At 68.8% G+C, this 21436-nt stretch carries 3 protein-coding genes (1 of these 3 cut by a window edge); 1 reads left to right on the top strand and 2 read right to left on the bottom strand.

The window, feature by feature from the left end:
* Positions 1 to 7: 7 nt before the first annotated feature.
* The gene (locus tag FXO18_RS08035; protein WP_149360548.1) at positions 8 to 853 is read left to right on the top strand and encodes an ABC transporter permease; all 846 of its coding nucleotides are present in this window, start codon (positions 8 to 10) and stop codon (positions 851 to 853) included.
* Between the two features lie 102 nt (positions 854 to 955).
* On the opposite strand, the gene FXO18_RS08030 is transcribed toward FXO18_RS08035, so the two are convergent.
* Both FXO18_RS08030 and FXO18_RS08025 read right to left on the bottom strand, forming a co-directional pair.
* A complete protein-coding gene (locus tag FXO18_RS08030; RefSeq protein WP_149360547.1) occupies positions 956 to 2413 on the bottom strand; it encodes an AMP-binding protein in 1458 nt (485 codons plus the stop codon).
* 259 nt (positions 2414 to 2672) lie between these two features.
* A protein-coding gene (locus FXO18_RS08025) for a non-ribosomal peptide synthase/polyketide synthase (protein ID WP_149360546.1) crosses the window boundary here: on the bottom strand, positions 2673 to 21436 show its 3' portion. 14707 nt of this gene lie beyond the right edge of the window; only the last 18764 of its 33471 coding nucleotides appear in the window; the start codon falls outside the window, past its right edge — the gene reads right to left on this strand; the stop codon is at positions 2673 to 2675.

Here is a 21436-nt window from a genome sequence, read left to right as displayed (position 1 = left end):
TCCGACCATGACTTCACCTGCTGTGGATACTCCCCAAAAATCGCCCATCGTCCTTTTCCCCGAGCTGTCGCATTCCGCGCCGGAGTCATCGCTGGGATCGTGGGCCCGGCAGAGCCTGCTCATGGCCAAGCGCCTGCTGATCATCTGGTCACGGGACCCGTTCACCATGGTCCAGGCCGTCGTCTATCCCGCGATCATGCTGCTGATGCTGCGCCTGGTGATGGGCGATACGATCGAGCGCTTCTCGGGCCAGGCCGCGGTATTCCGCTTCGCTCCACTGATGGCGCTGGTCGCCGCGATGTCCGGAGCTCTCGCCGGGGTCGTCCTGGTCATGCAGGAGCGCGAGAACGGGATCCTCAGTCGCTACTGGGCACTGCCGATCCATCGGGGCGCCGACCTCACGGGACGGTTGCTGGCGGAGAGCGCCCGGATCATCCTGACGACACTGCTCATCATCATCGTCGCACTGCCCCTGGGCCTGACCTTCCAGAGCGTGGGGTCGTTCCTTACGTTCCTGGCGATCCCCTTGATGTTCGGCATCGGGTTCGCCACGTTGGCCACTGCGGCCGCGCTCGCCACCACGAGCCAGGCGCTCGTGGCGGCATTGAGCCTGTTCATGATGATCGGGATGTTCTTCAGCACAGGATTCACCGAGGTCGCGGCGTTCCCGGACTGGGCGCATCCATTCGTCGAGAACCAGCCCATCACTCACGCCGTGGATACCATGCGGGCGCTAGCGACGGGCGGGGACTACATGACTCCGTTGACGTACTGCGCGCTGTGGTCCGGAGGGTTCGTGGTGCTGTTCGCCTTCCCCGCGATCCGCGGGTACCGGAAGTCCGCCGCCGGATAGCAACGCTTGCCCTGGGCCTGCTGCGCTAGCGCAGCAGGCCCAGCCTGCATCCTGCTCGTAGCAGGATTGCCAAGGCTGGCTGGGTAGCGACTGCCTGGACTGCTACAGGCTGGCGACGTGCAAGTCGTCGATAGTGCGATCGCTGCGACCGAGGGACCGCGCATCGGCGGACGAATCCGGCTTCCTGCTCGCGTGGCGACCTGTCGCGCCTGACCAGGATGCCGCGGAGACCATCCGGTATGCCGCGGCCCGCAGCGGGCTCTCGATCGCGATGGCATCCGCTCCAGTGAGCTCGCGGGCACGGGCGTTGATCGTGGCTGCTACCTCGCGCGAGGCGATGAACACCCGGCGCAGCGAGGTGGTCCTCGCCAGGTCTGCCGCATAGAGGATGCGCTGCACCATTTGCGGGGAGGAGTGCAGCGTGGTCACTGCCCGCTCACGAAGCATCACGCCCAGCTCGGAGAAGTTGTACTTCGCGATCTGCGGCAGCGCGATCACCGTCGCCCCGGCTTCCAGCGGCCATAGCATCCCGAGCAGCACGCTGTCGTAGGATGCCGGCCCGGATAGCAGGACGGCGTCGTTCTCGGTGAGCGGATGCTCGGATTGCAGGCCGGCGAGCTGCCCCATGGCGATCGCCTGGGTGATCGCGATCCGGCGGAGCCTCCCCACTGGCCTGGCCCGGAAGGCGACGCAGGCCAACTGCTCCGGATCAGCGCTGTCCCAGCGATCGGTGGGCGCTGGCTCGCGCGGCGAGGCATCGATGAGCTCGCCGATCTCACGAAGAGTCAGCACCGGGATGGTGGCCCCCTCGGCCGCGAGGAGCCCGAAGAGCGATGCCGCTTCGTCCGGTGCCGCGAGCACGCAGGAAGGGCCTGCTGATCGCAGCATCTCTCGCCGTGTCTCGGCGGGCAGCCTCGGATCGATCAGCGACCAGGCGGCACCAGCCTTCAAGGTGGCCAGCGTTGCGATGGCAAGCTCCGGCCCGTGGTCCGCGACCACTGCCACCACTTGCCCCCGGCCCGCGCCGATGCCGTTGAGCTGCCTCGCGAGCGTGTCCGAGGCCCGATCGAGCTGGCTGTATGTCAGCCGCACCGCGCCCGTCGCTCCGCACATCATCGCGGGGCGCTCAGGGATCCGGGAGGCGATCAGGGCCACGGAATCGACAAGCATGCGCGGGGCGAAGGGATGCCCGCCCCCGGCACGAGGGAAGGGACCGAGCGCAAGCTTCTCGCCCCGATGGAGCGCGGCGATGATCTCCGCGACCCTCTTGATCAGCTCGGTGGCCTGCTGGCCGTCATTGCCACTCGCGATATGGGCAGCCGCGCCCAGCACGATGGCATCGAGCGGCATGGAGACCGAGGTGCCCAGGTGCTCGCGGACAGTCCGGGCCGCAGCGCGCGCATCGCCCGTGGTCATGCCCTCGGGCGGCGCATCCAGGCTCGCGGCATGGCGAGGCGCCACGGGCGCACCGCTCTCCCCTGGCTCGGCGTTCCTCATCACTGGTGCTGGGTCCGACGGATCACCGCTGGTCAGCGACACTGGCGAGTGCAGCAATCCCATCCTCAGCTCTCTCCATCGGATACGGCCATCCCGCGCTAATCGGCAAAAAGCGCACAACGAGTCACATTCGCAACAAGCCCAAGAATACTCGCGGGCCAACCGCCACGGGAACTAGTCGACCACTAATCGCTGTCACGATAAGAGCACATTCCAAGCAATCCACAGTGACCTAGCAGTGATGCACGAGCATTCCCCGCGACGGCCCTGCGCACGGCGACAGCCCGCCCGCGCTTGCTGCGGACGGGCTGCCACCTGCTTCTCAGCCCAGGTCAGCGAACTGCTCGAGCACCCCTACCCAGTACCGGACGATCGCTTCGCCCTCGACCTGCGGCAGCAGCTGCGCCGGGTACGAGACCATCGCGGTGAAGCGGGGGCCATCACCGGCATCGCCGATCATCGACTGGATGTCGATGACGGCCTGGGCCGGCATCGCGTTGCGCACGCCGCTGTCGAGCTCAGGACTGTCCGGATCTGGCATCCAGCCGTACTCCCGCAGCTCGTCCGGCACGTCCGAGGAGCTCAGCTTGCCGATGTAGTTGAACAGGATCTGCGGTTCCCCGAGCTGCTTGAGCTGTGCCGCGGTGCGCGGGTTCAGGTAGCGCAGCATCCCGAACCCGATTCCATGATCAGGGATGGCACGCACCTGTTCCGACACGGACCGGATGATGCGGGTCATTGCCTGCGCATCGAGCGTCTCCGGGGCAGCACCGGCCCCCTGCAACGAGATCCGCGCCGGATACATGGTGGTGAACCATCCCACGGTCCGCGACAGGTCAGCGCCCTCGAAGACGGACTCCTCCCTGCCATGCCCCTCGAGCGTGAGCAGCACCGACGATGCATCGTCACCGCGGGCCTCGCGCCACCGTGCCACCGCGAGCGCGAGCGCGGCGGTGAACACATCAGCGATATCCGCGCCCGTCGCGGCAGTGACGCGATCAAGCAGCGCGGACGTCACCGCGGGTGGCAGCTCGACGCGCTCGCGCACCACGGTGCCGATCAGATCGCGGTCGACATCAAGGGGCCGGTCGCCGAGAAGCGGATCCGAGCCATCGAGGATCTTCTCCCAGGTGCTGAGCTGCGATTCCCAGCGCTCCTCGGAGCTTGCCTTGACCAGGCGCTCGCTCCATTCCTTCAGCGACGTCCCGACGGGGTCGAGCTGCGGCTCCTGCCCGGCATCGACCTGCATGCCCGCGGTTGCGAGGTCCTGGATCAGGAATCGCCAGGAGACCGCGTCGATCACGGCGTGATGCGGAACGATCAGCAGCTGGCCGCGATCGCGGTTGCGCCCCGCGGCCGGGACGAACCAGACGAACTGCAGCATCGACCCCGCGATCGGATCGAGGCTGGACACCGCTTCGCGGAAGTGCTTGCGAACGAGCGTCTCGTACCGGTCGGATCCGGGCAGCGACGAGGCGACGAGCGGCACTCGCCGCAGCAGGCGGCCAGCATGCACCGAGCCTGGTGGGCGGATCTCCAGCGCATCCGGGCGGCCGCCGTGGGTGGCGACGAGCCGGGCGCGCAGCGCATCATGCTGGTCGATCACGGCCTGCAGGATGTCGACGAGCTTGCGGCGGTCGATCCCGCCCGGCAGCTTCAGCATGATCGGCATGGCGAACGAGCTGTAGTCGCCGCCACGCTCGATCATCTTCGCCGAGACCGGGGTGAGCGGGGCGAGACCGATGCCCGAGCGCGGTGCATCCTGCTCGTCGCCGGCACCCCCGGTCCGGCGCGCGACCTCGGCGAGGCCAGCAACGGTACGGCGCTCGAACACGTCCCGCGCGGTGAAGTACCAGCCAGACCTGCGTGATTGCGCGACGAGGCGGAACGAGACGATGCTGTCGCCACCGAGCTCGAAGAACGAATCGTCGGCGCCGACCTGCTCGATTCCCAGGACCTGCGAGAACACATCGGCGATAGCGATCTCGGCCTCGGTGTCCGGGGCCCGGTACTGCCGTTGCTCGATCTCCGGAGCAGGCAATGCCCGCCGGTCCACCTTGCCGCTGGGATTCAGCGGGAAGGCGTCGAGCACCACGATGTGGTCCGGCACCATGTAGTCGGGCAGCGCGGACCGTGCGTGCTCGAGCAGCTCGCTGGCGCCGGGCATCGTTCCCGCTGTCGGGACCACGTAGGCCACGAGCTGCTCCACCGCGGCACCCTCGTGCACGATGACCACTGCCTGCGCCACCGCGTGGTGCCCGGTGAGCACGGACTCGATCTCCCCGAGCTCGATGCGCAGACCGCGCAGCTTCACCTGGAAGTCGGTGCGGCCAATGAACTCGAGCTCGCCCGAGGTGCGCCACCTCACGAGGTCACCGGTGCGGTACATGCGCTCGCCCCGGTCACCGAACGGGCACGCGATGAAGCGCTCGGCCGTCAGGTCCGGCCGCCCCGCATAGCCGCGGGCCAGCTGGATGCCGGCGAGATACAGCTCCCCCGCCGCGCCGGGGGCCACTGGCTGCAGCCTCGAATCGAGCACATAGGCGCGACTGTTCCAGGCCGGGGTGCCGATCGGGATGGTCCCGATGTCCGACGGCGACGCCTGGTGGGAGGTCGCGTCCACGGTGAACTCGGTCGGCCCGTACAGGTTGTGCAGCTCCGCGCTGCTGACCTCGCCGAGCCGCTGCACCAGCGACGGGGTCAGTGCCTCGCCACCAGCGAACACCAGCCGCAGGTCCGGTGCACCGACAGCCTCGAGCTCGTCGATGAACAGCGACAGCACCGACGGCACGAACTGCACCACGGTGATGCCGAGCTCGGCTACCACGCGCGCCATGTATGCCGGATCGCGATGCCCATCAGGCTCGGCGAGCACCAGTCGCGCCCCGGTGATAAGCGGGAGGAAGATCTCCCACACCGAAGCGTCGAAGGTGACGGGGGTCTTCTGGAAGACCGCGTCGTCGCCGTCGAGGGCGTGCTCGGATTGCAGCCACAGCAGCTGGTTGAGCAGCGCCTGGTGCGAGATCGCCACGCCCTTGGGCTGGCCGGTAGAGCCCGAGGTGTACAGGGTGTAGGCGAGCTGCTGCGGCCTGGCGACCGGCAGCCTCGTGGCGGGGACGGTGCCCTCGGCGGACAGGTCACCGACCATGAGCAGCTCGCAGTCATGCATGCCACCCTCCGACAGCGCCCGGGTCACCGCCGCCGAGTCTCCTGCCGCGGTCAGGATCACCGCTGGGCGGGCGTTGCGCACGACGTACTCGATGCGGTCCGCCGGGTGGTCCGGGTCGATGGGAACGTAGGCCGCGCCAGCCTTGACCGTGGCGATGATCGCGGCGAGCATGTCGATCCCCCGCCGGATGGAGACACCCACCACGGTGTCCGGCCGGACACCGGCGCCGACGAGCCGGTGCGCGATGCGGTCGGTGAGCTCGCCGAGCTCGGAGAACGTGAGCGAGGTGTCCTCGCTGACGACCGCCACCCTGTCGGGGGTCGAGCGGACCTGCTCGGCGAGCATCGTGACGACCGTGGCGTCCGGCAGCTCGTGGGAGGTGTCGTTCCACTCATGCAGGACAGCGGCCCGCTCGGCCTCGGTGAGCACCCCGAGCTCCCCGACGGGAGTCTCGCTGTGCGTGACGACCAGCGACAGGATGGTCCGCATCCGCACCGCGAGGGTTTCCGCCATATCACTATCGACGGCTCCGGGCAGGTAGCGGATGCTGAGGGAGAGCTCGTCGCCGGGCAGCGCGAGCAATGTCATCGGATAGTGGGTCGCGTCCTCCATCTGGACACCGGTGATGCGCATGCCGTCGATGTCGGCGTTCTCGTTGAGACCGGCCCGATCGATCGGATACGACTCGAACACCGTCAGCGTGTCGAAGAGGGTACCGATGCCGGCGACCTGCTGGATCTCGGGAAGCCCGATGTACTGGTGCTCGATCAGGCTCGCCTGCTCGCCCTGGGTTCGCTCGAGCAATGCCGCGAGGGACTCGTTGGGATCGATGCGCACCCGCACCGGCAGGGTGTTGATGAACAGGCCCACCATCGAGGAGACGTCGTTGAGGGTCGCCGGACGCCCGGAGACGGTTGCACCGAAGACGATATCGTCCTGGGAGGTCATCCGCGAGAGCGCGATGCCCCATGCCACCTGGATCATGGTGTTGAGCGTGACGCCGCGGTCGCGGGCGATCCCCGCGAGCTCCTCGCTCAGCCTTCGCCCGACATCGATCGTCTTCTCCGCCGGGACATCAAGCTTGGCGCCCTGCGCGTTCGGCGCGATGATCGTGGCCTGCTCGAGCCCGGAGAGGGCGTCCGACCATGCCGCGCGTCCGGTCTCCCGGTCCCGCTCGCCGAGCCAGACGAGGAAGTCGCGGTACTCCCGCGCGGGCGGCAGCACGGATGCGTCGCCACGGGTGGCGTACAGCATCAGCAGGTCCTTCATCAGCAACGGCATGGACCAGCCGTCGAGAAGGATGTGGTGGTTGGCGATCGACAGGTCCCATGTCGCCTGGCCGGATTCATCGGTGCCCGTGCGGATCAGCAGGAACCGGATGAGCGGGGGCGAGGTCATGTCGAACCGCGCGAGCCGGTGATCGTGCAGCATCCGGCGCCGCTCGGCGTCCCGGCCCTCCACGTCATGGCCGGACAGGTCGACCTCCTCGAACGGCACTTCGAGACCGTTGGCGATCACCTGGACCGCGCCACCGCCCGTGGTGTCGACGAGGAAGGCCGCGCGCAGGTTGGCGTGGCGTTGGACGAGCGCGTTGGCAGCCGCTCGCATGCGTGCCGCGTCGACCGTGCCGGTCAGCCCGAGGACGACCTGCGCGGTGTAGATATCGACCGACTGCTCGGACAGGACAGCGTGGAAGAAAAGCCCTGCCTGCAATGGCGCGAGCGGCCAGATGTCGGACACCGAGGGGTAGGTGTCCTCGATGCGGTCGATCTGCGCCTGGTCGAGCTCGACGAGAGGCAGGTCGGAGGGCGTGAGGTTCGCCGCGGTGGTGCGCTGGGCGAACGTGCCGAGCCCGCTGGCGGCCTCCACCCAGAGGGCGGCGAGCTCGCGGACGTCATCGTCGCCGAGCAGTCCCTGCGGGAACGCGAACGCTGCGGTGATCTCGGGGCCGCTGGAGGTTTCCCTCGCCACCGCGTTGACGCTGATCGTCGCGGTCGCGGCCATCGAATCGTCGGTGGCGCCGCCGAGCCCGCTGACCGAGCCGTCGGGGATCCACGCGTGCTGCTCATCCGATCCGGACGAGCCAGCGGTCCGGCCCAGGTAGTTGAACGCGATCTGCGGCTCGGCGAGGCCGGACAACTGGTCGCGCCCGTCCGTGGACAGGTAGCGGAGGACCCCGTAGCCGATGCCATTGTCCGGCACGGAGCGCAACTGTTCCTTCACGGCCTTCAGCGCGCGCCCCGCAGCGGGGCCGGACTCATTCGCATCGTCGGCGTCGATTCCCGACAGGTCCAGCCGGACGGGATACATGCTGGTGAACCAGCCGACGGACTGGGTGAGGTCGGCGCCTGGCACGGCATCCTCCTCGCGCCCGTGGCTTTCGAGATGCACGAGAACCGAGCTACCGGCATCCGCGGGCGTGATCCCGCGGCGGGCCCGCCAGCGCGTGACCGCGATCGCGAGCGCGGCCAGCAGGCCATCATTGACCCCGCCCCGGAACGCCTTCGGCACCGAGGTCATCAGTGCCTCGCTGGCCTCCACCGGGATGGTGGCCTCGATCCGGGTCAGGGAGCCGAAGGTGTCGGTGCGCGGATCGCGTGGCCGGGAACCGAGCAGCGGGTCGGGGCAATCGGTGATGCCGCGCCAGTACGGGAGCTGATCGTCGAAGCGGCCAGCGGACGCGGCCTCGGCGAGCCCGTGCGCCCATCGACGCATCGATGTCCCGGTGGGCGCGAGCTGGGGCTCGGCTCCTTGCTCGAGCTGTGCCCATGCGGTGGCGAGGTCGGGGATGATGATCCGCCACGACACACCGTCGACGGCGAGGTGGTGGATGGCCACCAGCAGTCGTCCTGTCTCGCCACGCTCGGCCAGCGACGGCGCCGGGTCGAGCCAGGTGCAGCTGACGACCTTGCCCGCTTCGAGATCGAACCGGTCGGCTGCGGCATCCTGCGCAGCGCGCGCGAGGTCGCCGAATGCCTCGGAACCCGTGGGGTCGCTGTACTCGACGCGGTGGATGAGGTCTCCGGCATCGACGGCGTCGACGGGCAGCGCGTGCATCTGCCAGCCGTCCGCGGTGCGGGCGAAGCTCGTGCGCAGCGCGTCGTGGCGGGCGATCACTGCACCGATCGTGCTGGCGAGCTGCTCGCGGTCGATCCCGGCGGGCAGCGCGAGGAACACGGCCTGCGAGAAGCGGCGGAATTCGCCGCCGAGCTCGGTCAGCCAGTGCATGATCGGCGTGAGCGGGATGTCGCCGACCCCGCCGCCCTCGAGCTCGGCAAGCACCTCGGCCGCGGTGGCCTCCGATGCCCACTGCGCGATCTCGGACAGCGCGGCGACCGTCTTGCGCTCGAACACGTCCCGTGCCCGGAACACCACGCCGGAATCCTTGGCCCTCGACACGAGCTGGATCGACAGGATGCTGTCGCCACCGAGCCCGAAGAAGGACTCATCGATGCTGACCTGCTCGGCACCGAGCACTTCGGCGAAGACCTTCGCGAGGGTGTGCTCCATGTCGGTCCGTGGCGCGCGGTAGTCGCGGGCCACGGTCGCGAACCTCGGCTCGGGCAGTGCCCGGCGGTCGAGCTTGCCCGCTGGGGTCAGGGGCACCTCGTCGATCACGGTGATCGATGACGGCACCATGTAGCTGGGCAGCGTTTCGGCCGCATGCTCGGCGAGAGCCGTCACGTCGATGGCGCGCCCCTCCGCGGCGAGCACGTAGGAGACGAGCGCGGTCTGGCCGGTCTCTGGCCGCTTGTATCCCATGGTGAGGGCAAGATCGACACTGTCGTGGCTGGACAGGACCGCGTCGACCTCGCCGAGCTCGATGCGGAACCCGCGCACCTTGACCTGATGGTCGGTCCGGCCGACGAAGACCAGGGTCTCGCGGTCGATCCAGCGGACGATGTCACCGGTGCGGTACATGCGAGCGCCGGGGCGCCCGTACGGGTTGGCGATGAATCGCTCGGCCGTCAGCCCGAGCCGGTCGTGGTACCCACGCGCGATCGCCGGGCCGGCGACATACAGCTCGCCCGGCACGCCCATGGGCACGGGCTGGAGCCGGCTATCGAGGACCATCGCGTCGATCCCGTGGATGGGGCCACCGATGTCGACGGGCTTGCCCGGGACCATCGCGCGGCTCGAGGTGCTCCAGATCGTGACCTCGCTCGGCCCGTACAGGTTGAGCATCGTCCGGCCCGGCGCCCAGCGCGCGACCAGCTCGGGCGGCATCACGTCGCCGCCCGCAGCGATGGTCCGCAGCTCATCGAGGCCGGATGGCGAGACAGACATCAGGGCGGCCGGTGTCACGAACGCATGGGTGACACGGTGGTCGCGCATGAAGAGGGCGAGCTCGTCGCCGCCGTAGATCGTCGGCGGGGCGATCACCATCGTCGCGGCCGATCCGAATGCCATCAGCACCTCGAAGACCGAGGCATCGAAGCTCGGGGAGGCGAAGTGCAGGCTCCGCGCCCCGGGCACGAGCCCCATCAGGTCCCGCTGGCTGGCGATGACACTGGTCAGGCCGGCATGGGTCAGCACCACGCCCTTCGGCTTGCCCGTCGAGCCCGAGGTGTAGATGACGTACGACGGATCGAGGATGTGCACCGGCCGCGAGCGATCGGCGTCGGTGACCGGCGCTGCTGGCTGCGCTGTGGCACGTGCCTGCTGCTCCGGGTCGTCGATGATGATCCACCGGACGTCGGAGGGCAGCCCGTCGGCGTACTCGCTGCTCGTCACGCCGATCGCGATGCCGCTGTCGCGGGTCATGTGCAGGATCCGGTCCTCGGGGTAGGACGGATCGATCGGGATGTAGGCGGCACCAGCCTTCGACACTGCCCAGATCACGACGATCGTGTCGATCGACCGTGGCATGGCGAGGCCAACGAAGTCGCCGGTCCGGATTCCTGCCGCGATGAGCGCGCGAGCAAGCTGATTGGACCGCTCATCGAGCTCGGAGTAGCTGAGGGTGGCGTGGCTCCCGATGACCGCGGGCGCGGACGGATCCACCGCTGCGGCGTCGGTGAACAGGTCGAACAGCCGGACGGGCTCCGCCGCCGACGGTCCTGCGACCGGTGCGAGCTGGTCACGCTCGGCCTCGGTGAGCAGGTCGATATCGCCGACCTGCACGGTGGCCATCTCAGCGACGGTGGCCAGGATCCGCGTGAAGCGATCGGCGAATCCGGCGATCGTCGACTCGTCGAACAGATCGGTGGCGTAGGTGAACAGTGCCACGATGCCCGCCGGTGAGCCGTCGTCGTCCGATTCCTCGGCGAGGGTGAGCTGCAGGTCGAACTTGGAGGTACCGAGGTTGCTCTCCATGCCCTCGATGGTGAGGCCCGCGAGCTCGAGGTGCGCCCGGGTGATGTTCTGGAAAGCGAGCACCACCTGGAACAACGGCGAGTGCGCCGTCGAGCGTTCCGGCGCGAGGATGTCCACGAGCCGCTCGAACGGGATATCGGTGTGGGTGAATGCCTCGAGGTCGGATGCCCGCACCTGCTTGAGCAGCTCGGCGAACGGCATCGCGGGATCCACCTGCGCGCGCAGCACTAGGGTGTTGACGAACATGCCGACGAGGTCGTCGAGGGCACGCTCGCCGCGGCCCTCGATCGCGGTGCCGATGGCGATGTCGTTGCTCGCGCTGAGCCTCGACAGCAGCACGGCGAGGGCGGCGTGCGCGACCATGAACATGGTGACGCCCTGGGACCGGGCGAGCGCATCGAGCTGGCGCTGCAGGTCCGCGCTGATCTCGAAGCGGTACTCGGCGCCCCGCATCGACTGCACGGCGGGCCGGGGCCGATCGGTGGGAAGCTCGAGCACTTCGGGCAGCCCGTCGAGCTCGCGGCGCCAGAAGTCGATCTGCTTCGCGGCGAGGCTCTGCGGATCGGAGTCATCGCCGAGCACCTCGCGCTGCCAGATCGCGTAGTCGGCGTACTGCACCTCCAGCGCCGGCCAGGACGGCTCGCTGCCTGCGGTGCGCGCGCTGTAGGCGATCATCACGTCGCGGGCGAGCGGGGCGATGGACGCGCCATCGGCCGAGATGTGATGGATCACGACGACGAGCACGTGCTCGGTGGGGCCGAGCTCGAGCAGCGCGGCGCGAACGGGCACGTCCTCCGCGACATCGAACCCTTCGGTGACCAGTGCCGCGACCCGGTCGAAGACCGTGGCCCCGGTGGTCTGCTCGGTACGCAGCTCGAGCGTGCCAGTGTCCTGCAGCACCACCTGGTGCGGGCCGTCCTGCCCACCCGGGTAAACGGTGCGCAGGGTCTCGTGCCGCGCCGCGACATCGGCGAGCGCATCACTGAGGGCCGCAACGTCGAGCGAACCGGTCAGCTTGAGCACCATCGGGATGTTGTAGGCAGCCGATGAGGTGTCGAACTGGTTGATGAACCACATCCGCTTCTGCGCCAGGGACAGCGGGATCTCTGCTGGCCGGCGCTGCGGCACCAGTGGGGCGCGCTGGTCCCCGCTGCCGATGTGCTCGATGTGCTGGGCAAGGTCGGCGACGGTCCCGTTCTCGAACAGGCCACGCACGGCTACCCGCACGCCGAGGGCAGCATTGATCCGCGCTACCACGCGGGTGGCGAGCAGGGAGTTGCCGCCGAGCTCGAAGAAGTCCGTGGCGACACTGATCTGCTCCATGCCAAGGACGTCGCGGAAGATCCCGGCGACGATCTCCTCGACCGGGTTGCGCGGGGCGATGAAGTCCCCAGCGCTGCTCGACAGGTCCGGCGCCGGCAGCGCCTTGCGATCGAGCTTGCCGTTGACGTTCAGCGGCATCTCGGGCAGCTGCATGAAGACCGGCGGCACCATGTAAGCGGGCAGGTCGCGCGCAAGGATGGCCTTCAGCTCGGCCGGGTCGGCGGTGCCCTCGGCCACGATGTAGGCCACGAGCTGCTCGCCGGTGTGCGGATCCTTGTTCACGATCACCGCGGCCTGGATGATGCCGTCGATAGCGGCGAGCGCGTTCTCGATCTCGCCGAGCTCGATGCGGAAGCCGCGGACCTTCACCTGGAAATCGGTGCGGCCGATGTACTCGAGATCGCCATCGGAGTTCCACCGCGCGAGGTCGCCGGTCCGGTACATCTTGGTGCCTGGCTCGCCGTACGGGTCGGCGATGAACCGGTCCGAGCTGAGGTCGGCACGGCCGAAGTAGCCGCGGGCGAGCTGCACCCCGGCGAGGTAGAGCTCGCCGTTGACGCCGGGCGGCACGGGGTTGAGCCTGGTGTCGAGAACGTATGCCCGGCAGTTGGTCTGCGGGACACCGATCGGCGTGGTGGCCGTCTCCTTGCCGGTGGCGGTGTAGACGGTGATCGATACCGCGGCCTCGGTGGGCCCGTACAGGTTGTCGATGCGTGCATCGCAGGACTCGACGAACTTGCTCACCGTTGTAGGTGGCAGCGCCTCGCCGATCGGCATGGCCAGCTTGAAGCTGGGCAGGCGCAGATCCTCGTGCTCGGTGGTGTTGACCGCGAGGAAGGTGTCGAGCAGCGACGGCACGAACGCCGCCACGCTGACGTCCTGGTCGCGCATCAGGTCCGCGAGGTACGCGGGGTCCCGGTGCCCGTCCGGCGTCGCGATGACCAGGCGTGCACCGGTCATCAGGGTCCACCAGTACTCCCACACCGACACGTCGAAGGTGACGGGCGTCTTGAGCAGCACCGCGTCCTCGTCGCCGATCCCGTAGTAGTCCTGCAGCCAGACGACCTGGTTGACGATCGCGGAATGCGGGATCGCCACGCCCTTCGGGCGCCCGGTGGAGCCGGAGGTGTAGATGACGTAGGCGAGGTTGTATGGCCGCAGCGGGGCGCTGCGATCAGCATCGGTGACGGGCGAGCCGTCGAGACCGTCGAGGTCGAGCGTGTCGATCTCGACGAGCGGGACGCCTTCGGGCAGCTCGATCGGGTCACGGGTGATCGACAGCACGCACACGGGTTGCGCGGACTCGAGGACGTACCGCGTGCGGTCCGCCGGGTGATCGGGGTCGATCGGCAGGTATGCGCCACCGGCCTTGACGATCGCGTACATGCCGATGAGCTGGTCGAGGGACCGGCGCATCGCGAGGCCGACGACGACATCCGGCCCGGCCCCGAGGCCGATCAGGTGCCGCGCGAGCTTGTTCGCGCGACGATCGAACTCGGCGTAGGTCAGTTCCGCGCCCTCGTAGTAGAGGGCGATGTTGTCCGGGGTACGGGTGACCTGCTCGTCGAAGCGATCGTGCAGCAGTCCCTCGGCGCGCGGGCCGGCGGTGTCGTTGTACGTCTCGAGGAGCATCGTCCGCTCGTCCGCATCGAGCAGGTCGATATCGCCCGTCAGGACGGTCGGATCTTCGGTGACCGCGGCAAGCACGCGGACGAACCGCTCGGCAATCCGCTCAATGGTGGCGGGCAGGAACAGGTCCTGGGCGTAGGTGATCACCGAGGTCATGCCATCCGGCGCGCCCTCTTCGGTGACGTTCTCGCTCACGACGAGCTGCAGGTCGTACTGGGCGACCTCCGTATCGACCTCGAGCGGGGCGACGGTCAGGCCGGGCAGCTCGAGCTTGGCCTTCGTGAGGTTGTGGAAGGAGAAGCCGACCTGCGCGAGCGGCGCGTACGCGGTGGTGCGCGCCGGGCTGAGCACGTCGACGAGCTGCTCGAACGGGACATCCGCATGGGCGTATGCCTCGAGGTCGGTGTCGCGGATCGTGGCGAGCAGCTCGGCGAACGTCTCGTTGCCCGAGACCTGTGCCCGCATCACGAGGGTGTTGATGAACATGCCCACGAGATCGTCGAGCGCCTTGTTGCCACGGCCAGCGATCGGCGTGCCGACAGCAATGTCGGTGGTGTTGCTCAGGCGTGCGAGCAGCACCGAGAACGCGCTGTGCACGGCCATGAACACCGTGGCGCCGTGCTTGGCTGCCATCTCGGAGAGCGCGACGTGCAGTTCCTTCGGGATGGTGAAGGTGACGCGGCCTCCGCGCATGGACTGCGCGGGCGGCCGTGGCTTGTCGGTGGGCAGCTCGAGGAGATCCGGCAGGCCAGCGAGGGCCTTCTTCCAGTAGTCGATCTGCCGGGCCGCGAGCGAGCCGGGGTCGTTCTCGTCGCCGAGCACTTCCCGCTGCCAGAGCGCGAAGTCCGCGTACTGCACGTCGAGCGGTTCCCACGCCGGGGGCTCGCCGGCGAGGCGCGCGGTGTAGGCGAGCATGACATCGCGCCCGAGCGGCGCGAGCGATGCACCATCGGCGGAGACATGGTGCACCACGATGACGAGCACGTGATTGTCCTGCGCCTGCTGGAGCAGGGCGCCGCGGATGGGCGGCTCCGCACTGACATCGAAGCCGCGCAGACCGATCTCGGCGGCCCGCTTGTACAGTTCCTGGTCATCGCTGACCGGCACCACGGGCAGGTCGAGGCCTGCCTCGTCGACCGTCTGGATGAGCTGGACGGGACCGTCGGGCGTGGAGGGGTAGATGGTGCGCAGGGTCTCGTGCCGCTCGAGCACGTCACTGAACGCCGCGCGGAGCGCATCGATGTCGATCTCGCCGGTAAGCCGCAGCGCCATCGGGATGTTGTAGGCGGGCGACGACGGGTCGAACTGGTTGATGAACCACATGCGCTGCTGCGCGAGCGACAACGGGATGTTCTCCGGCCGCTCGCGGCGCACCAGTGGTGGCCGGGTCGAGGCTTCCGCGCCCGGCTCCCCGAGCACGGCGCCGAGCTCTGCTGGCGACGGTGTCTCGAACAGCTGGCGGACGATGACGTCGGTGCCCATGGCCTCGTTGATGCGGGAGACCGCGCGCGTGGCCATCAGGGAGTTGCCGCCGAGCTCGAAGAAGGACTCGGTGCGGCTGATCTGCTCCACCCCGAGGATGTCGCTGAACACGTCCGCGATGATCCGCTCGGCAGGGGTCTCCGGGGCGATGTATTCCCGCTCGACAGCGGCGAACTCGGGCTCGGGCAGTGCTCGACGATCCACCTTGCCCTGCGGGGTCAGCGGGATCTCGTCGATCACCATGATGATGCCGGGCACCATGTAGGCGGGCAGTTCCTGGCCAGCGAAGCGGGTCAGCTCGTCGGCGTCGAGGGTCGAGCCGTCGACGCTCTTGGCGTAGGTGACGAGCACGGTCTCCCCCGCTGGGGATTCGCGCGGGATCGTCAGGGAGAAATCGACTCCGGGGTGCTGCCGCAGGGCGGCATCGATCTCGCCCGGCTCGATGCGGAAGCCGCGGATCTTGACCTGGAAGTCGGTGCGCCCGATGTACTCGAGGCTGTAATCACCCGACCAGCGCACGAGGTCGCCGGTGCGGTACATCCGCTGGCCCGGCTCGTTGAAGGGGCATGCCACGAACCGGTCCGCGGTGAGGGCGAAGCGGTTGTGGTAGCCGCGGGAGACCTGCGGGCCGGCGATGTAGAGCTCCCCGGGCGTGCCGGGGGGCACCGGGCGCAGCCGCTGGTCGAGGACCATGGCGAGCACGCCGCGCAGCGGGGGCCCGAGACGCACGGGGTCCCCTGCGTGCAGCGCGCCAGCGGTGACGCAGATGGTGGTCTCGGTGGGGCCGTAGATGTTGTGCATCCGGCGGCCGGGCGCGGACCACTGCTCGACGAGCTCGGCGGAGACGGCCTCGCCGCCGGGCAGGACATCGACAAAAGTGTCGAGCCCCTCGGGCGGCACCGTGGCCAGGGCGGCCGGCGTGATGAAGGCGGTGGTCACGCCGTGCTCGCGGATAAGGTCCGCGAGCTCCGTGCCGCCGTAGATCTCCCCGGGCGGGCTGATGACCATCGTCGAGCTCGCGGCGATGGCGATCAGGTACTCGAGCACGGAGGCGTCGAAGCTCGGTGACGCGAAGTGCAGCGTGCGGGAATCCTGCGTGAGGTGGAAGCGCTCGCGGTACTCGGCGACGAGGTTCGCCAGGCCGGTGTGGGTGACGGCGACGCCCTTGGGCTTGCCGGTCGATCCGGAGGTGTAGATCATGTACGCCACGTTCTCGGGGCGCAGCGGGGTGATCCGGTCGAAGTAGGAGATCGGCGCTGGCGGGGTCTGCTTCAGCGTGGCCTTGGTGTCATCGGCATCCATGACGACCCAGTCGACGCCAGGTCCAGCGGCCGCGAACTTCTCGTGCTCGGCCTTGTTGGTCACGCCGACCCGCGCGGTGGAGTCATCGAGGATGTGGCTGATCCGGTCATGCGGATAGACCGGGTCCACGGGGACGAAGGCTGCACCGGTCTTGGCGACCGCCCAGATCGCGACCATCGACTGGATCGATCGGGCAACGCCGACCGCCACGAAGTCCTCCGGGCCGATGCCCTTGGCGATCAGCAGGCGCGCCAGGCGCGACGACCGCTTGTCCAGGTTGAGCCACGTGACCGACTTCTCGCCATCGATGATCGCGGTCCCGGTGGGGTTGGCCTCCACCGCTGCGAGGAACAGCTGGGGCAGTGCCTGGATCTGCGCTTCCGGAACAGCGCTTCGTACGACTCCCGGGGTCTGTGCTATCACCTTCGGTTCCTCAGCCTCCTTGGTGGCCCTGGTCAACTGTTCCCTTTCCGCTGCGTCGAGGACGTCGATATCGCCCACGACGACCTCGGGATCCGTGGTGACCGCAGCCGCGACGCGCGCGATCCGTCGGCCGAACATCGTCGCGGTCGATTCGTCGAAGATGTCACTGCGGTAGACGAGCCCCGCCGCGATGCCGGCGGGCTCGGCGCCGTCGAACTTCTGCTCGAGGGTGAGCATCAGGTCGAACTTCGCCGACCCTGGCCCGCGGTCGAGCGGGGTCACCCGCAGGCCGGGCAGCTCGAGCGTGCGCTGCTGGGGGTTCTGCAGCGTCATCAGCACCTGCACGAGCGGCGCGTGCGCCGCGGTGCGCTGCTGCTTGAGCGCTTCGACGAGCTCCTCGAACGGCACATCGGCATGCTCGAACGCTTGCAGGTCCGTCGCCCGGACATCGGTGAGGAGATCGCTGAACTTCTCGTCCTGGTCCACCTCGGTGCGCAGCACCAGGGTGTTGACGAACATGCCGATCAGATCATCGAGCGCTGCTTCGCCGCGGCCCGCGACAGGCGAGCCGATGGCGATGTCGCTGGTCCCGGTGATCCGCGCGAGAGCGGTCGCGAAGACCGCGTGCAGCACCATGAACAGCGAGACGCCCTGCTCGGCGGCGATACCGCTGAGCGCGCGGTGCTCCTCGGCGCTGAGGCTGAAGCTGACGTGACCCGCCTCCGGCCCAGCCACCGCGGGACGCGGCCGGTCGGTGGGCAGGTCGAGCAGCTCCGGCAATCCCGCGAGCGACTTCTTCCAGAACTCGATCTGCTCGGCGGCCAGCGAATCCGCGTCGGCGGGGTCGCCGAGCACCTTGCGCTGCCAGATCGCGAAGTCGGCGTACTGGACCTCGAGCGGCGCCCAGCCGGGCACGTCCCCGCTGGAGCGTGCCGCGTAGGCCACCATCACATCCCGCGCCATCGGCGTCATGGATTCACCGTCACCGATGATGTGGTGGACGATCATCGCGAGCACATGCTCGGTGTCGCTGATGCGGAACAATGCGCTGCGGACCGGCACGGCCTTGGTGACGTCGAACCCGGCCATGGCGATGTCGGTGACCTTCTGCACGACGTCAGCGGCGCTGACGTCGACCGGCGAGAGATCGATCGGCACCTCGTGGGCCGGGACGATCACCTGGCGCGGGCCCTCGTCCGAATCGGGGAAGCGCGTGCGCAGCGACTCATGCCGCTCGAGCACATCGACCACCGCGGCCTGCAGGGCCGCGGCATCGAGGTCCCCCTCGAGGCGTACAACGAGCGGCATGTTGTAGGCCGCCGAACCGGGATCGATCCGGTTGATCAGCCACATGCGCTGCTGGGCGAGCGAGAGGGGGATGTGCTCGGGGCGCGGGCGGACCGGCTCGAGGCGCGGGCGGCCCGTCGCATGGGTCTGGGCATGCTCGAGCCTCGTGGCGAGCCCGGAGACGGTGGGCTCGTCGAACAGGTCCTGTACCCGGACCTTGACGCCGAGCGTGGTGCTGAGCCGCGCCACGGCCTTCATCGCGGCGAGGGATGTGCCACCGAGCTCGAAGAACTCCTCGTGCGCACCCACGCGGGGCACCCCGAGCAGGTCCGCGAAGACGCTCGCGATGGCTTCCTCGACGGGGTCGCGCGGGGCGACGAAATCGCCGCTCGACGCCACGATCTCGGGCTTCGGCAGCGCCTTGCGGTCGAGCTTGCCGTTTGCCGTGAGCGGGAACTCGTCGAGAGTCATCACCACATCCGGCACCATGTAGCGCGGCAGTGAAGCGCCCGCATGGTCCCGGAGCTCCGCGGGGCCGGGTTCCTGGCCATCCGCGGGAATGACATAGGCGACGAGCCGCTGGCCGGCCTCGCCCTCGTGGACGAGGACCGTGGCGCGCTCGACCGCGGGGTGGCCGGCGAGGACCGCTTCGATCTCGCCGAGCTCGATGCGCTGGCCGCGCACCTTCACCTGGAAGTCCGTGCGCCCGAGGTAGACGAGGTTGCCGTCGGGGGCCCACCGGACGAGATCGCCGGTGCGGTACATGCGCTCGCCGGGCCCGCCGAAGGGGCAGGCGACGAACCGGTCGGCTGTGAGATCAGCGCGGCCGAAGTAGCCGCGGGCAAGCTGGTCACCACTGATGTAGAGCTCACCGGGAACTCCCGGCGGCACCGGATGCAGCCGGGAATCGAGCACGAAGGCATCCGAGTTCGAGACCGGGCGGCCGATCGGCGGAGCTGCGCCCTCGAAGCCCACCCCGTCCCAGAAGGTGACATGCACGGTGGTCTCGGTGGGGCCGTACAGGTTGTGCAGCGCGTTCGGCCGGATAGCGTCGAACCGTTCCTTCGTCTCGGCGGGCAGTGCCTCGCCGGCCGAGAGGACGACACGCAGCGTTCGCAGCTTCTCGCTGTCCGCGGCCGCGGTGAACACGGCGAGCACCGAGGGCACGAACGACGTTGCCGTGACCTTCTCGCTCTCCACGATGTCGACGAGGACATCCGGATCACGGTGCGCGTCCGGCGCGGGCACGCACATCGTCGCGCCGGTCAGCAGCGGGGTGAACAACTCCCACACTGACACATCGAACGTGTAGGGCGTCTTCTGCAGGACCACGTCGGACTCGGTGATCCCGTACTGCTTCGCGACCCAGAGCGACTGGTTGATCGTGTTGCGATGGGTGACCTGCACGCCCTTCGGCTGGCCCGTCGACCCTGAGGTGTAGATGATGTAGGCCGCGTTGTCGGCTGCCAGCGGGCCACGCCTGCCAGCAGCTCGCACCGGCCGGTCGTCGTACGCCGCGAGATCAACGTCATCGAGCACGATGAGGGTGCCGTCGAAGTCCATCTCCGGCGCGTCCGCGGACGTGGTGATCAGGCACACCGGGCTCGCGGAGTCCAGCACGAACGACTTGCGGTCGATCGGGTAGTCGGGATCGATCGGGACGTACGCGCCGCCTGCCTTGAGGATGGCGTAGGTCGCCACCACCATGTCCGGTGACCGGCGCATGTGCACGGCGATCCGCGACTCGGGACCAACGCCCTGCTCGATCAGCAGCCGGGCGAGCTGGTTGGCGCGGGCGTCGAACTCCGCATAGGTGAGCTGCTCCCCTCCCGGCACGCTGATCGCGACCTGGTCGGGGACGCGCACTACCTGCTGGTCGAACAGGTCCGGGATGGTGCTGTCGAGATCGGCGCTCGGAAGCTCGATCGCGCCCGAGTTCCATTCGGTGAGCACGCGATCCCGCTCCGCGCTATCGAGCAGGTCCACGTCACCGACGCGCAGTCGCGGATCAGCCGTTACCGCATCGAGCAGCGTGGTCAATCGGCGGCCGAACGCCGCGATCGTCGATTCATCGAACAGATCGGTGGCATAGGTGAGGATGAGCCTCGCCCCGGCCGGGGCGCCCCGCTCGTCGCGCTGATCGATCACCGTGACGTGGAGGTCGAACTTGGCGACACCATTGTCGGTCTCGAGCGGAGCGACGGTCAGGCCGGGCAGTTCGATCGCGGGGGCCGAGCCGCTCTGGAACGCGAGCATCACCTGGAACAGTGGCGCGTGCGCGCGGGACCGCGCCGGGTTGAGCACCTCGACGAGCCGCTCGAACGGCACATCGGTGTGGGTGAACGCCGCGATGTCGGTCTTGCGGACATCCTCGAGCAGCTCGGCGAACGCCAGGTCGCCACGCGCATCGGCGCGCAGGACGAGGGTGTTGACGAACATGCCGACGAGATCCTCGAGCGCCCGCTCGCCACGTCCGGCGACCGGGGTGCCGATCGGGATGTCGGTCGTTCCGCTGAGCCTGGCGAGCAACGCCGCCAGCCCGGCATGGAAGACCATGAACGGGGTCGAGCCATGCTCGCGGGCCAGGCGGACGATGCGCCGGTGCAGGTCCTCGCTGATGCTCATCTCGTGGTTCGCGCCGCGCAGCGACGCCACCGCTGGCCGGGGCCGGTCGGCGGGCAGCTCCACGAGCTCGGGCAGATCGGCGAGGGCCTCGGTCCAGTAGCCGAGCTGCCGGGCCGCGAGCGAGGCGGGGTCCTGCTCGTCGCCGAGCATCTCGCGCTGCCAGAGAGCGAAGTCGCTGTATTGCACGGGCAGCGGGGACCAGCCAGGCTCGGCCCCTTCGGCCCGGGCCGTGTAGGCGACCATGATGTCGCGAGCGAGCGGGGCCATGGATTCGCCGTCCGCCGCGATGTGATGCACGACGACGACGAGCATGTGCTCGGGAACGTCGCCGCCCGCTGTGGCATCGAGCAGCGCCACGCGGATCGGCAGGTCCTCGGCGACGTCGAAGCCGGTGCGGGCCACATCGAGCACGTGCTCGCGCAGCTCGTCCTCGTTCGCGACGACGACGGGCTCGAGGTCGATGGGAACATCGCGCATCGGGATGACCACCTGGACGGGCCCGTCCCCGCTATCGGGGAACACGGTGCGCA

The sequence above is a fragment of the Lolliginicoccus suaedae genome, assembly GCF_008312885.1.
In the GTDB taxonomy this organism is placed as follows: domain Bacteria; phylum Actinomycetota; class Actinomycetes; order Mycobacteriales; family Mycobacteriaceae; genus Lolliginicoccus; species Lolliginicoccus suaedae.
The sequence above is the reverse complement of the archived record's forward strand: the minus strand, read 5'-3'. Positions and strand labels throughout refer to the sequence as shown.

What these genes read in the sequence shown, in the direction of transcription:
- FXO18_RS08035 (WP_149360548.1), top strand. Translation starts at nt 8, where the DNA reads ATGACTTCACCTGCTGTGGATACTCCCCAAAAATCGCCCATCGTCCTT.
- FXO18_RS08030 (WP_149360547.1), bottom strand. Translation starts at nt 2,413, where the DNA reads ATGGGATTGCTGCACTCGCCAGTGTCGCTGACCAGCGGTGATCCGTCG.